The 15,279-nt window shown below is 38.4% G+C and carries 9 protein-coding genes and 2 pseudogenes; 5 read left to right on the top strand and 6 right to left on the bottom strand.

All coding sequences use genetic code 11. From position 1 onward, the window contains the following. Nucleotides 1-9: 9 nt before the first annotated feature. Both JCM9140_RS04265 and gltB read right to left on the bottom strand, forming a co-directional pair. Nucleotides 10-1,496, bottom strand: a pseudogene (locus tag JCM9140_RS04265) (glutamate synthase subunit beta). A gap of 99 nt (nt 1,497-1,595) precedes the next feature. Further along, nucleotides 1,596-6,190 (bottom strand): annotated as a pseudogene (gene gltB, locus JCM9140_RS04270) (glutamate synthase large subunit). A 655-nt stretch (nt 6,191-6,845) separates the two neighbouring features. Between gltB and JCM9140_RS04275 the strand changes: the two are divergent. The 4 genes from JCM9140_RS04275 to JCM9140_RS04290 all read left to right on the top strand — a co-directional run bounded on the left by JCM9140_RS04275 (nt 6,846) and on the right by JCM9140_RS04290 (nt 11,006). Next, nucleotides 6,846-7,805, top strand: coding sequence for a toxic anion resistance protein (locus JCM9140_RS04275; protein ID WP_369384399.1), 960 nt, complete (start codon nt 6,846-6,848; stop codon nt 7,803-7,805). Nucleotides 7,806-7,880: 75 nt separating this feature from the next. Next, nucleotides 7,881-8,780: a hypothetical protein gene (locus JCM9140_RS04280; RefSeq protein ID WP_034742846.1), complete on the top strand. Its 900-nt coding sequence runs from the start codon at nt 7,881-7,883 to the stop codon at nt 8,778-8,780. Between the two features lie 204 nt (nt 8,781-8,984). Further along, nucleotides 8,985-9,926, top strand: a complete 942-nt coding sequence (locus JCM9140_RS04285; protein ID WP_034742847.1) for an MBL fold metallo-hydrolase — start codon at nt 8,985-8,987, stop codon at nt 9,924-9,926. Between the two features lie 102 nt (nt 9,927-10,028). Further along, entirely contained in the window at nt 10,029-11,006 is a 978-nt protein-coding gene (locus JCM9140_RS04290) for a DUF2777 family protein (protein ID WP_034742849.1), read from the top strand. Nucleotides 11,007-11,057: 51 nt separating this feature from the next. Here the strand turns inward: JCM9140_RS04290 and JCM9140_RS04295 are convergent, their stop codons facing one another. Genes JCM9140_RS04295 through JCM9140_RS04310 form a run of 4 tightly spaced genes read right to left on the bottom strand, consistent with a single transcriptional unit; the run spans nt 11,058 to nt 14,376 of the window. Beyond that, nucleotides 11,058-12,524: a PH domain-containing protein gene (locus JCM9140_RS04295; RefSeq protein WP_034742851.1), complete on the bottom strand. Its 1,467-nt coding sequence runs from the start codon at nt 12,522-12,524 to the stop codon at nt 11,058-11,060. Beyond that, nucleotides 12,517-12,993 carry a PH domain-containing protein gene (locus JCM9140_RS04300; RefSeq protein ID WP_034742852.1) on the bottom strand — a complete coding sequence of 159 codons (477 nt, stop codon included), beginning with the start codon at nt 12,991-12,993 and terminating at the stop codon, nt 12,517-12,519. The genes JCM9140_RS04295 and JCM9140_RS04300 overlap by 8 nt, the downstream gene beginning before the upstream one ends. Nucleotides 12,994-13,019: 26 nt before the next feature. Continuing rightward, nucleotides 13,020-13,238, bottom strand: a complete 219-nt coding sequence (locus JCM9140_RS04305) for a hypothetical protein (RefSeq protein ID WP_034742854.1) — start codon at nt 13,236-13,238, stop codon at nt 13,020-13,022. A gap of 10 nt (nt 13,239-13,248) precedes the next feature. Next, nucleotides 13,249-14,376, bottom strand: coding sequence for a conserved virulence factor C family protein (locus tag JCM9140_RS04310; protein ID WP_034742856.1), 1,128 nt, complete (start codon nt 14,374-14,376; stop codon nt 13,249-13,251). Between the two features lie 176 nt (nt 14,377-14,552). On the opposite strand from JCM9140_RS04310, the gene JCM9140_RS04315 reads away from it, so the two are divergent. After that, nucleotides 14,553-15,275 (top strand): metallophosphoesterase family protein, encoded by a 723-nt coding sequence (locus JCM9140_RS04315; protein ID WP_034742858.1) that lies wholly within the window; start codon nt 14,553-14,555, stop codon nt 15,273-15,275. Nucleotides 15,276-15,279: the final 4 nt, after the last annotated feature.

Here is a 15,279-nt window from a genome sequence, read left to right on the forward strand (position 1 = left end):
GTTACAGTTTTATGGTAGATTTGAACTTCCCATCAAATAGCGATCACACTCTCTCGCTGCTTCACGTCCTTCATGGATAGCCCATACGACTAAACTTTGACCACGGCGATTATCTCCAGCAGCAAATACGCCAGGTACACTCGTCATATATTTCCCATACTCAGCATCAATCGTTGAACGAGAAGTCGTTTCAACTGCTAGTTCATCAATGATACGTTGTTCTGGTCCTGTAAAGCCAACTGCAAGAAATACCAAATCAGCTTCCCACACTTTTTCAGTCCCAGGAATCGGCGTACGAATTTTACGACCTTTTTCATCAATGGTTGTTTCTACCCCAATTGTATGAATTTCTTTTACATTTCCATTTTCGTCACCAACAAATTTTGTTGTGCTAACTTGGTAACTTCTTGGGTCTGTTCCATAAACTGCTTGTGCTTCTTTTTGACCATCTTCAACTTGATGAACAATTGGGAACAACGGCCAAGGGTTCTTTTCAGTGCGCTCTTCAGGTTTTTGACGGTTAATATCAAATTGAGTTATTGATTTTGCGCCATGACGGACTGATGTCGTAATACAGTCAACTCCTGTATCTCCACCACCAATAACAATAACATGCTTTCCTTTAGCGGAAATATATTCGCCATCTTCATGGTTAGAATTTAAAAGGCTTTTTGTATTAGCTGTAAGAAAATCCATCGCATAATGAATCCCTCTTAATTCACGTCCTTCAACTTCTACATCACGCGGCTTTGTAGCTCCAGTACAAAGTAAAACAGAATCGAAATCCTTTTTTAACTGAGATGCTGAAACGTCTTTTCCAATCTCAACATTCGTTTTAAATATAATTCCTTCTTCTTCAAGAATTTTCACACGACGTTCAACCGTTTGGTTCGCAAGTTTCACATCCGGTATACCGTACGTTAAAAGTCCACCAATACGATCTTCGCGTTCAAATACAGTAACAGTATGTCCTGCTTTATTCAATTGAGCTGCTGCAGCAAGACCAGCAGGACCAGAACCGACGATGGCAACTGTCTTGCCTGTTCGTTTAGAAGGTGGTTGTGGTACGATCCAACCTTCTTGGAACCCACGTTCAACAATATGATACTCTATGCTTTTGATTGACACTGCATCATCGCTTATCGCAACTGTACAAGATCCTTCGCAAGGCGCAGGGCACACTCTTCCTGTAAACTCTGGAAAGTTGTTTGTTTTATGAAGCCTGTCTAATGCTTCTTTCCATTTTCCACGATAAACTAAATCGTTCCACTCTGGAATTAAGTTATATACTGGGCATCCAATTTCCCCAGAACCGTCCATTGTTGTTCCCGTTTGACAAAATGGAACACCACAGTCCATACAGCGAGCACCTTGTTGGCGTAAAGCTGGTTCAGGCATGATAATTTGAAACTCTTTCCAACTCTTTGTCCGTTCAAATGGATCACGTTTTGTTGGATTTTCTCTCTTGTATTCAATAAACCTGTTGGCTTCCCCATCGCATTCACTCCAATCTCTTCTATCTCTACTAATCAAAAAACAGATACTCAAGGGGAACGATTTTAACGTTATTCAATCATTCCCAATGAGATTCATATCTATTTTCCGCTTACTCGTGATTTATCATTTTTGTTTTCATCGAAGGCAACCATGACTGCATCAGTGTCTGTTAAACCTTCTTGTTTAACACGATTAATTGCTTCTAACATACGTTTGTAATCTTTCGGAATCACTTTGACAAACTTAGGCAACACGTGGTTCCAATTTTCAAGAACCTCAGTAGCACGTGCACTGTCCGTGTATTTACAATGGTTTTGAAGCAATGTTTGTAAAAGCTCGAGGTCTTCTTGCTCTATAACAGCTTCTAGATGAACCATTTCTTTGTTGCATTTAGATTCAAACGTCCCATCTTCATCATAAACGAACGCAATACCACCAGACATACCTGCTGCAAAGTTCTTCCCTACAGAACCTAAGTTAACAACAACACCGCCAGTCATATATTCAAGACCGTGATCACCCACACCTTCAACAACGACCGATACTCCAGAATTTCGGACAGCAAAACGCTCACCAGCAATACCGTTAATGTACGCTTCACCGCTTGTTGCACCATAGAAAGATGTGTTTCCGATTAGAATGTTTTTCTCAGCTTTGAACGTTGACACTTTTGGAGGATAAACAATGACTTTACCGCCTGATAAACCTTTACCAGTGTAATCATTTGCGTCTCCTTCAAGACGTAATGTCATACCTTTCGGAACGAATGCACCAAAACTTTGACCTGCTGACCCTTTAAAATCAAAGGTAATGGTATCTTCAGGTAAACCTTGTGCACCGTATTTCTTACTAATTTCACTTCCGACAATCGTACCAACTACACGATCTGTGTTCTTAATAGGGAAAGTTCCTTGAACCTTTTCTCCATTTTCAATGGCTGGCTTACTTGCCGCAACTAGCTCTCTGGCATCAAGAGATAATTCAAGTTGATGATCTTGACTCTTTGTGCAGAAGTTACGATCATGATCTTCTGGATTAGGCTGATAGAGGAGATTTGATAAATCAACATGTTCAGCTTTCCAGTTATCAACAGCTTTATTTTGTTCTAAAAGATCTGTACGACCAATTAATTCATCTAAATTCTTGAATCCTAATTCTGCCATAAGTTCACGAATCTCTTGCGCTACAAAACTCATGAAATTCACGATATGATCAGCTTCACCCATATACTTTTTGCGAAGCTCAGGGTTTTGTGTTGCAATTCCAACAGGGCATGTATCAAGGTGACATACACGCATAATAATACAGCCTAAAACAACTAAAGGAGCTGTTGAGAAGGCATATTCTTCTGCACCGAGTAATGCAGCAACGACTACATCACGGCCTGTCATTAATTTACCATCTGTTTCAAGCGTCACTCGATCACGCAAATTATTTAAAAGAAGAGTTTGATGCGTTTCTGCTAATCCAATTTCCCAAGGCAATCCAGTGTGTTTAATACTTGTTCTTGCAGCTGCTCCGGTTCCACCATCGTAACCACTGATGATGATTCCATCTGCACGACCTTTTGCAACCCCAGCTGCTATTGTCCCAACACCTGTTCCTGCAACTAACTTAACACTTACTTTTGCAGTTGGATTTGCATTTTTCAAGTCATGGATAAGCTCAGCTAAATCCTCAATTGAATAGATATCATGATGTGGCGGAGGTGAGATCAAACCCACACCTGGTGTCGAACCACGTACTTCTGCTACCCAAGGGTAAACCTTATTCCCTGGTAATTGACCGCCTTCACCTGGCTTTGCACCTTGTGCCACTTTGATTTGAATCTCATCAGCATTAACAAGATAATGACTTGTAACACCGAATCGACCAGATGCTACTTGTTTAATAGCACTTCTACGTAAATCTCCATTTTCATCAGGTGTAAAACGATTAGGGTCTTCTCCACCTTCACCAGTATTACTTTTTCCCCCGATACGATTCATCGCAATCGCTAATGTTTCATGCGCTTCTTTTGAAATCGAACCGAATGACATCGCGCCCGTACGGAAACGTTTGAAGATTTCTTCTACCGGCTCAACTTCCTCTAAAGGAATGGACTTACGACCTTCTTTAAATTTCAACAAGCCACGTAATGTTGTTTGTTCTTTTGTTTGCTCATTAATGGCATTTGAGTATTTTTTGAACAAATCATAGTTATTATTGCGACATGCATTTTGAAGCATATGAATCGTATGAGGATTGTATTGATGCGGATCCCCATTACGACGCCACTGTAAGTCATCACCCGGATCTAATGCTTTATCTACACCTTCTTGTTTCGAATAAGCACGGTTATGACGAGTACGAACTTCTTTCTCGATCAATTCTAGATTTACTCCACCAATTCTTGTAGTCGTCCAAGTAAAGTAGCGATCTACAACCGAATCGTGAATCCCAACAGCTTCAAAAATTTGTGCCCCGCGGTAACTTTGAATCGTTGAAATTCCCATTTTTGATAAAACTTTCATAATGCCTTTTGCAGCAGCCTTCACGTATTTGTTAACTGCTTCTACATAAGAGACATTTTCAAGAAGACCATCTTGAATCAAGCCATCAATTGAGTCGAAAACAAGGTATGGATTGATTGCTTCTGCTCCATAACCAAGTAAACAAGCAAAATGATGTACTTCTCTCGGTTCACCAGATTCAACAAGAAGACTAACTTTCGTTCTAGTTCCTTGACGAATGAGATGATGGTGTAAGCCTGAAACTGCCAAAAGTGCAGGAATGGCCGCTTGAGTTTCACTCATTCCGCGATCACTTAAAATAATTAAAGTGTGTCCAGCTTTAATCGCTGCATCGGCACGTGCAAAAAGTGAATCCAAAGCATCTTCTAGTTGACTCTCATCCTTTGAAATATCAAACAAGATTGGCAACGTAATAGATTTGAACCCTTCCATTTTGTTATGGCGCAACTTTGCTAGTTCTTCATTGTCCAAAATTGGATATGGAAGATGAATATGACGACAACTTAATGGTTCCGGATTTAACAAGTTACGCTCCGCTCCGATTGTTGTACCAGTTGCTGTTACTACTTCCTCACGAATAGCATCAATTGCTGGATTTGTTACTTGAGCAAAAAGTTGCTTGAAGTAGTTGTACAAAAGTTGAGGTCTCTTTGAGAGAACAGCAAGTGGTGAATCATATCCCATAGAACCAACAGGATCAACTCCATCTTTCACCATTGGTTGAATGACTTTAGATAATTCCTCGTACGTATAACCAAAAGCTAATTGACGTGTACCGAGGTTTTTGAAATCAGTATTTTCCACATGAGCCGTTTCAAGTACGTCTTCAAGTTGAATTAAATGATCTTTTACCCAATCTTCATAAGGGTGTTCACTAGCAATTTGATGTTTAATCTCATCATCAGGAATAATTCGACCTTCTTCTGTATCAACTAATAACATATGACCAGGGTGAAGACGCTCTTTGTAAAGAACATTTTCAGGATCGATATCCAATACACCAACTTCAGATGACATTAAAATATAATCATCTTTCGTCACATAGTAACGAGATGGACGTAAACCATTTCGATCTAGACAAGCTCCAATTTGTTTACCGTCTGTAAAAACGATTGCCGTTGGACCATCCCAAGGTTCCATTAATGTGCTATGGAATTGATAGAATGCTTTTTTCTCCGCGCTCATTCGATCATCATTCTGCCACGGTTCTGGTATCATCATCATTGCTGAATGAGCCATCGATCGACCAGAAAGCGATAAGAATTCAATCGTATTATCGAACATCGATGAATCTGATCCACTGCTATCTACTACAGGTGATACTTTTTCAATATCATCACCAAACACATCCGATTCAAACATGGCTTCCCTAGCATGCATCCAGTTAACATTTCCTTTAACGGTATTAATCTCACCATTATGAATCATATAACGATTTGGATGTGCTCTTTCCCAACTTGGGAACGTGTTCGTACTAAATCTAGAGTGAACTAGTGCAATCGCTGTTTCAAAATCTGAATCAGGAATGTCCAAGAAAAATTGATCAACTTGTTCAGTTGTCAACATTCCTTTATATACGATCGTACGACTAGATAGACTCGCAAAATAAAAAGATTCATCTGCAGGAACATAGTCCAGCATTTCACTTTCAGCACGCTTACGAATGACGTACAATTTGCGCTCAAAACTTAATTCTGTTTTCAACTCTGGGTTTCGTTTAATAAATAACTGTCTTATAAATGGCATAGCTGCTTTTGCCGCATTACCAAGCATTGAGTCATCAACGGGAACATCGCGCCAGCCTAAAAGTTCCATATTTTCTGTTTTTATAATGGCTTCAAGGCTTTTTTCACATTTTTCCCTTGCTTCTTCATCCTGTGGCAAAAACAGCATCCCTACTCCGTAGTCGCCTGCTTCAGGAAGAGTTATACCATCTGCTAAACAGACTTTTTCAAAGAAACGATGTGGAATTTGCAAAAGAATTCCTGCACCATCTCCTGTGTTTACTTCGTCACCTTGCCCACCACGATGTTCTAAGTTTCGTAGAATTTGAAGTGCATCTTGAACAACTTGATGCGATTTCTTCCCTTTCATGTGGCTAAAAAGCCGATACCGCAATTATCATGCTCAAATTGTGGATCATATAGGCCTTGTTTTTTCGGTAATTGTGAGTACCGCATTGGCATCAACCCTTTCTCCAAAAAGTAAATATCAATCAACTCTCCCCAAAAACTATGAGCTAATATACAGGATCATATCATTTTTCTGACATTTCGGCAAATTGAAATTTGCTGAATTCTGTTATGAAAGCGCTTCCTGTAGGGTTGTTTTGCAAAATTTTTTTTTGATGATGTCTTTAACACCTCAATAAAAAATGTATAATCACTACGTTCATTTGTATAAAAATTCATTTATTATTCAATTGTTTATATAGAAAATTATTATGCGACTATTTTTTCTGGCGGCAGTCAGTTTCACTTTCTTTTAACTACTCTTTAGCCAGAGTGGCTTAGTCAATCGAAAACACGACTCATTTTAGTTAAACTTACTCTATAAAATCTCGTCACGATTACTACTTATAATAATGTGATATTTGGAATGAGGAACCACATAATCACTTCTTTTCCTTCTCCTCTCTTAAAATGATAAAGGATTCGACAAAAAATATCTATTCATAAATCCTGCCATTCATGTAACCGTAATTTTCCCTTCATTACATACTTCTAGAGGATGATTGAATTAGTCGCTAAAATACATCATAATATTACATTGAAACGTTTTTATCTTACATTCCGTATTACAGTGAGAGTTGATCTATTTAAGGAGGACTTTGACATGAAATCTCAGGACGAAAAAGGAAATGCACTCAAACAATTCAAGCAAGATGAAGACATAGATAAATTGCTACGTTCATTGGATTCGTTAGGTGAAGAACAGCAACGGGAAGCTGGTGAATCGCTCGAAGCGCTAAAACGCCCTGTTAAGGAAATGATGCAAGATCAATCGAACCAGCTACCAAATCAATTACATCAATTAAGAGAAACAGTAAGTCAGTTAGAACCTACACATTTAAAGACGACTCAAACGAAAAAATGGCTGAACAAGCTTCTGCGAAGAAATCCAATTGAGCAATACGCGAAAAAATATAAAACCGTAGAGGCTCAAGTCGACCATATCGTTGAGGGACTTCTTAGTGGAAAAGATAAACTTCAGGAAGATACGCTTATGCTCCATCAATTAAGAGACGTTGCAAAAGAGCGAATTGCTAATTTAAACGACCAAATTGAGTTAGGCCACCAACTAAGCAGAATGCTAGAAGATGAAATGACAAAAGAACAATGGGCAGATAACCCAAATGAGTTAAAAAAAGGACAACTAAAAGTCGTTTCACGTGTAAAAAACATGTCTCAAGCGGTTATGGTTCTACAGCAGTCGCTTGCCTCCGTTGATATTATTGTAGAAAATAATGACAAGTTGGAAGAAGCTATCTTTAATGCGATTACGATGACGAAAAACGTTATAACCGTATCGGCATCGATCCAGTTAGCTCTTTCTAATCAGCAGAATGTCATTAAAGCAGTGAAAAATGTTAATGAAGCAACAGAGTCCATGTTATTATCTAACTCTGAACTATTAAAACAAAACACCGAAGAAACGTTAAAGACATTAGAAGAACCCGCTATTGCTATCGAATCGTTTCGGAAAGCCTACAATAATGTATTTGAAGCTATTCAGTTAACAGAACAATCCAACAAACGAATTGTACAATCTGGACAAGAGTTATATCAGAACTAGATTCACTAAATAAAGAAATGAAAACAAAGTTATTACAATAAACAGACGGATATTATAAGGAAAGGAGGATTTAAGATGGAGTGGATTGAAAATATGAAGCTTATGTTTACTCCCGCTCATAAAAAGCCGGTTGAAGACCATATTATTCGAGATAAGACAACGCGAAATATGATTACTGATACAGAAGAATTACTTGTTCGACTTGCTAAAAATGCACCCGCCGCGAACAAAAAGAAGTCAGTCCGAAGAAAACAACAGGAATGGCAAATTAAAATCAAGGTTACACATAAGTGGATTTCTATTGTGATGATGGATCAAAAACATTCATCATCCCCAATTAAGAAGCGATTTGTCATTGTTTGTTATCGAAAATATATGAAAGCCAAGAATGGAATAGGCTTATGCAAAGAAGCTAGTATACGCTATTTAAAAGATGGTCGAGCTCATACCCGGTCTATTCGAGACTCATCGTTATTTCAAAGTTTGTTTTATCGAATTCACCAACTTGATTTAGCCTTTTCTAATGAAACTGTTTCGTTTGAGCAAACTTCTAAAGAGTTATTATTACATCAACAAAACGCGTTACAAGAAACAAAGTCCAACGACTTACCATTTTTAATTGATGAAGCAAAAAGATACATACAAACGGTTCAGCAATTCTCCGTCGATCCTTTAATTGAAACACGTTTAAAGCGCCTCCTTGCTCAAGGAGAAAAACTTCAAAATGATTTTACATTATTAGATTTTGAGGAGCGCCATACGGTTAGGCGTATGTTTAAAGAGGACATTCCATCTGTCATCCATACTTATTTATCTTTAACACTAAAGCATCAACTTGATCATAAAGAAGAATTATTTGTTGCTCTTTCAAAAATGGAATTAACCTTAATAAGCTACACAGAGCGCTTAGAAACGTTACGCGTTGAACGAATGAATCACCTCTTAAAACTTCAATCATTGAGATATGATAAATAGGTTTTTTATAATGGCTCTTTTCGCAAATTTGTAGGTTTCTATTGGCTGCAAAAGAGCCTTGCTCGTTCCATTCCACTGAGGGAAAAAGCATCTTCATAGCAATAAGCTTTACGAAAATAACCTTTGTAAAAGATTCCCTTGTTATCTTCATAATCTATGCTTACACTTAATGTAAGTGCTCTCATTAGATTGGAGGTTGGGTTAATGGTTACTGTTGAGACATTATCTTCTAGACTTTCGTTAATAGATGGACTTGATATGGGAATGGCAAATCGAACTGGGACATATGTTTTACACGAAGAGGAAATCACATTAATTGAATCAGGGCCTTCTCCTTCGGTTCCAAATGTTCTAAAAGGGCTTCAGAAACTACATATAGCCTTTTCCGATATTAAGTATGTTGTCGTCACTCATATTCACTTAGACCACGCAGGAGGAGCCGGTCTCCTTCTTAGCTACTTACCGAATGCGAGGCTAGTTGTTCATCCCAGAGGAGCTAAGCACTTAATCAATCCCGCTCGTCTTATTGAAGGCTCAAAAGCAGTCTATGGATCAGAGCAATTCCCACAATTGTTTGACCCGGTTGTACCTGTTTCAAAAGAACGGATCATAATAAAAGAGGATATGGACACATTGTGTATCGGGTTAGATTCAACCCTAACCTTTTATCATACACCTGGTCATGCAGCCCATCATTTTAGTATTTATGATAAAAAATCAAAAGGAATTTTCACTGGGGACACACTAGGTGTCTATTATTCTGAATTAGAAAAGGAAAACTGTCATTTCGTCCTACCTTCCACTTCACCTAGCCAATTTAATCCTAGAGACCTACTTAAATCCATAGAAAGAATTGAGAGACTGGACATTGACTTTATCTATTTTGGTCATTTTCAAGCTTCTAATAAGCCTGATTTCGTTTTTCAGCAATTACGTCAATGGCTTCCACGTTTTCTTTTGGCCGGCAGAGCCATTTATAAAGAGGATAAGGCTGTCGAAAAGCTTCAAGATCATTTACTTGTTTTAGTACAAAAAGAACTTGACCGTCAAGGAATAAGTAGAAACCACAATGTTTATAAGCAAATTCATTTAGACCTTTACCTTTGTTCATTGGGGATTATTGATTTTCTCCAGAAAGGACAATGAAAGTCAGTAAATGCGAACAATACCTTCCAACTTGCACATAAATATCTCAGATGCTTATAATGTTGATACTACCTATTAACACGTAAAGAAGTGAGGGATTGTATGGATCGGAAACAAGCTCAAAAGATTATAGGAACTTTCGTTGCAATAGACGCGCAAGTAAACGGTTCTTTTTATGGAACTCTAGAAAAAATCATAGCCGAACCAAAAAAAACTTGGAAAGGACTCGTCCGGATTAAGGGAGTCCTTTCACTTCCTAAGTTCCAAAAAGAGGTAGACGGTATGCTTTTAGAACATCTTCTTTTTAAAGACAACGAACTGGTTGAAGTTGAAGGTTCGAAATTAAAAGAATGCGAAAAACACAAAATGAGTAAGTCGTTTAAAGAGAGTGTAATAAAGGCCGTTGAAACTCGTAACAAGGAATGGGAAAAAGATATTAATCTTCTGAAGCAAAAACAAACAAAACTTGCAGGAGCTATTTCTTCATTCTACTCAGAGGATTTCTCGCCAAAAGTAGCAGAAAAAAACGTTATCACCTACACATTTCATCATGATGGCAATGACTATATCCTTATTGACGAAGCGGAAGAAAGATTAGAACTTAGAGATTGTCCATTCACATTAAATTGGGAGATTAAAAACAAGAAAATGTCTGGTTTATACGAAGACAATGGGGTTTTTGTCTCAAATGACGGGTATCGGTATGTACCGAAAGAAGGAGCTGTATTCACAATTGATCGTAACCAATTTGATCCATATACCATCCTTCAGAATGAGCTAGAGCCCGCTGCGTTGCAATCACTGGAAAAAATGTTAGCCCATTTCGGACTTACACATGAGGATTTAATTGAATGTCACAACTCTTTACTAACACAATTGCTAGAAACGACGGGAAAAAAATCATTTAAGGGGGTCAACTTCCTTTTATACAAAGGGCAAGCAGAAACCATAGTAGTTCAGCACCATTATGATCGAACATTATCCAACGTAGCAACTGATTTGATTTATGATCGCTTTGAATTCACTACAGAAAAAGGGAAACGTGCAATCTCTACTTATACGAACGAATACTCTACATAAAATAAAGATGTCCCAAAAGATTTCTTCTCTTTTGGGACATCTTTATTATTGCTAGCCATCTCTACCGCTTGAATCAGAACGACTTTGGAACCAGGTAAGTAGTTCTTCTGCTCGCTTCCGATCTAGATCTAATACGATAAATGACTTCCCGATCACACTTGACAACACCGAAAATCGAAAACTCGCTAGCCTTTTTTTCCTTTGAAAAAAAGAAGTCCTTATTTCAGCGGCTTGTATCTTTGGTTTTTCAGACACGACTAACATTTGACTAATTTTACGCGATCGAATCCATAATAGTTTCTCATTGAGTCCTGATCCTGCATCTTTGTATTGCCAATAACCAAAAAGAACAGCAATAGGTACAATTCCCAAACTATAATAACCAGCTGGATGAAGAAACCACCCTATACTTAATGCAACTAAAAGAGGAAACCAGGTCGCTCGAAGCAAGAATCGAATGAGTGAACGTTTAGGCACCGGATCCACTTCAAAATGCTGGGCATATTTAGGCAAAATGGTCGATAGTAATGTAACCATTTCATCATCTCTTGTAATCGGTAATAAAACGGTCGATAACTGCTCTTCGTTCGTCCCGCCTCCTGCGCTTTCAATATAGACGGAGCCAAATCCAAATGGTTGCCGAAAAAGATTACGAACGACACGAACAGCTGTTACTTTATGTACATGTATCGTTAGTTGTCTTTGTTCAAGCAATCCTCTTGTAATAACAAGTTCATTTCCATACTTTTCAATTTTAAAGCCGCCATATTTAAGGAGCGTCCCTAAAAAGGAAATACACCACGAGACCAAAATAACGATGGCCGCAATCGTAGCAATCAGTACGAATCCAGATCGAGCAAAAAAGCCAAATAGCTGCTCATACAGTGCCTCAGGTAAAAATTGTTCGATTTGACTAAACAATGCAGCTACTGCCGATATCGTTAATCCTAGACCGCTTGATGTCAACGCCGCAATTACTAAGCGCCTAGATGTAAGTGACCATGTGTAATCTGACTGCGCGTCGGCCTCTTCGCCTAATGTAAGTTCCTCATGTTCACTTTCTTCTAACTCAACTCGTTTGTTTAATAATTTCGAACGAATGGTTTCAGCTTCTTCGCGACTTATGGCAATCAGGTTCACTTCTGGCTCTGCTCCTCCACCAGCCGTTTCAATTTTTAATTTAACTAAGCCAAACAGACGCTGTAATACACCTGCAGTAATATCAATACTTTGAACCCTTTTGTGCTGGATATATCTTTTCTTTTTTATAAGAAAGCCTTTTTGGATATACAGTTCACCATCTTCAAAGCGATACTTAAATGTTAGCCAGTGTGTAATTCCGCTTAAAAAAAGAAAGATTAGAATACCAAGCCATATATATTCAAAACGAAAAAAACCAGCCTGTTCACTCGTACTACCGAGAAAAAGCGTCAAAATTAAAGGAATCAAAAAGCTTCGTAATGCTGTTAAAAAGGAAACAAATATAGCTGCGATATGAAGTCGTTTTAGGTCACTCATCCTCAGCCACCGCCGCAAGTTCAGCAATTCGATCTCGCAACTCATCTGCCACTTCCACAGTCAAAGATGGAATTTGATGAACGGTGGCAGCTGTAGAAATCGAAACGGCTGCTAACTTATATTTCCGTAACAAAGGTCCTTGAACGGTATCAACATGTTGAACTCTAGTCATCGGAATTAATGTTCGCTCCACAATAAACACACCACGTTGTAGATCAATCTCATTTTCTAACACATCATAACGCCATCTTTTCCATCTAATGGGTGGGATCATAAATACAGTAACCAGTACATAGACGAAATAGCTAGCTAATAAAATCCAAAGAATCCACAATGGAATGTGAAACAAATAGACCAAAACGCCATAACCAATTGGTACGAGAGCAACAAATAAACTTTGGAAAAAAGCTTGTAATCGCCAAACCGGTAATGCTTTTTGGGATAAGGATTGAGATGGTTCAAGACGCAAATCAAAACCTCCTCTCACTAAAATATTTACGAGCTTTCTTCCTCATCTGTTACAAAGATGATTTCTACTCCTAACTGTTTTAACACCTCAATTAACGATGTGTTAAGGTCCTTGTCGTAAACAAGACCAATTGATTCCACTAATTCCAACTGTTCAAGGTATCCCTTTTCCGCATCTTCAATCAATTCGATCATGTCATCCATTCCGTGCTTTTGTAATTCTTTTAACACTTCTTCCTTTGTCATACTTTCACCTCTAGTCATTGTTTTTTCGTGATTCCGTCATTTGTTTCCATACAGACCCTTTTGCTTCTTCTCCCCCAACAATTCTAGCTAACGCCATTTTTGCTTGTAAGGCTACTTCAAATTCCGGATCAGATTCAGCTTCCTTCAAAGGTTCAACTGCACGTTCGTCTCCAACTTCATACAAAAACATCGCAGCACGCCAACGAACTAATTTGTTTTTATCCTTAAGTGCTTCGATCATAGCTGGAATAGCTTCTTCCATTCCTAAATCGGATAAGCAGTCCCCTGCTGTTCGCCGAACTGTTACGGAAGAATCTTTTAGTGCTTCGTACAAATATGGCAACACTTCTTTTGTTTCAATCATTCCAAAATAAACAGTTGCTAAACGACGAATGGATGCTTTCTCATCATGTAATGCTTTCTCCAAAACAGGCAGGTCTTTTTCTTTTGGGTCCATTCTCTCAAGTACCGCATAGCGCTCTTTCCAATCTTCATGCTCAAGCATGTCAACCGTCACTTCAATGAAGCGTTCACGTTGTGCTGCTTGGATATCTTCTGCGCCATTAGCCATCGCAACAAGTCCATTTAAGCGTTCCTCTGAATAGGCTGCTGATAATTCAGCTGCTACTTCTTTTGCAACATCTTCCAACTCTCCGTAACGAACTCCTTTTTCAACCCATTTCCGTTCCATTACAACATTGTCTTCTGGTTTCTGAGCTTTTGCAATTGCTTCTGCAAAACGTTCAGGTAGTCCCTCTCTTTTTTCTTGCTCACCATCCGTTAATTTAATCTGCATTGGAATCCCTTTAAACGTTTGGACAAATACGTTTACTTCACCAAAATGCTCGTTAACTTTGTTTTCATTAGTGTCAGAGTTGACATCCTCTCCAAAGACCGCACGAACTTGTGGCAAGATAACTTTCCAATCAACTTTTGGATTTCGATCAATCGCGATAAAATCAGCTACATGATACACACTTTTTATGCCTTCTATATTAAAAATTGATTGTATGTATGCTGGGGCTTCATCTTTGTTTTTAGCTGAGTAGCTATTTCTGGCACTTTCACCTAAGCTTTCACTTAAAGTTAACTTCATCGTATTTGGACTTGGCGTCGGTTCAATTGATGTTATGTTCATAATAAAATACCTCCAAAGCTTGAAATATCTTCACTCTTGATCTTATCATAGCAGAAAAAATGACGCCAATTAGAAGATTTACGACTCTCCAAGCATAAGTTTGTTAAAAATTATGGAAAGAAACATGAAAAATAAGGCTAGTCTGTTATAATAGAGAAAAAGGGAGGGTTTTTTTAATGAGAATAGCTTTTTTATCGGATATACATGGAAACGCTACCGCATTAGAAGCAGTACTTCGTGATATTCAATCCCAGCGTGTTGATAGGATTTGTTTTTTAGGAGACTTATGTTTTCGGGGTCCTGAACCAAAACGTGTTTTAGATATTGTCCGTAGCCTTGATGCAGATGTAATCAAAGGAAATGCGGATGAATGGCTCGTTCGAGGCATTCAAAAAGGAGAAGTTCCAGATCATGCACTTGAAATCATGCAACAAGAACGAGATTGGACGCTACAAAGACTGACAGAGGAAGATATTACATATTTAAAAGAGCTTCCAACTGAGTTGGTTTTAGAAGATGGACTAGACTCCATTGTTCATGCATTTCATGCAACACCAAATAGCTTATTTGATGTTGTCCTTCCAGATGATACAGAAGAAATTGAAAATACGATCATGCTACGTGATGATGCAGACCTCTATGTTTATGGTCATATCCATCATCCGTTTATTCGCTCCTTGCACGGGAAAAATGTCGTGAATACAGGTAGTGTTGGAATGCCATTTGATGGACACCCACTTGCCTCTTATTTGGTCGCTGAAATTGAAGAAGGACGCCATCGTCTTCATCTAAACCGAGTTCCCTATAACCGAGAACATGTAGTGGAGATCTATAAGCAAGGTGGGTATCCAAATATTGAAACAATGGGACGAGTGATTTTTTATGGTGTAAGACCATAAATAT

The sequence above is a fragment of the Halalkalibacter wakoensis JCM 9140 genome (genome assembly GCF_000513095.1).
GTDB lineage: Bacteria > Bacillota > Bacilli > Bacillales > Bacillaceae_D > Halalkalibacter > Halalkalibacter wakoensis.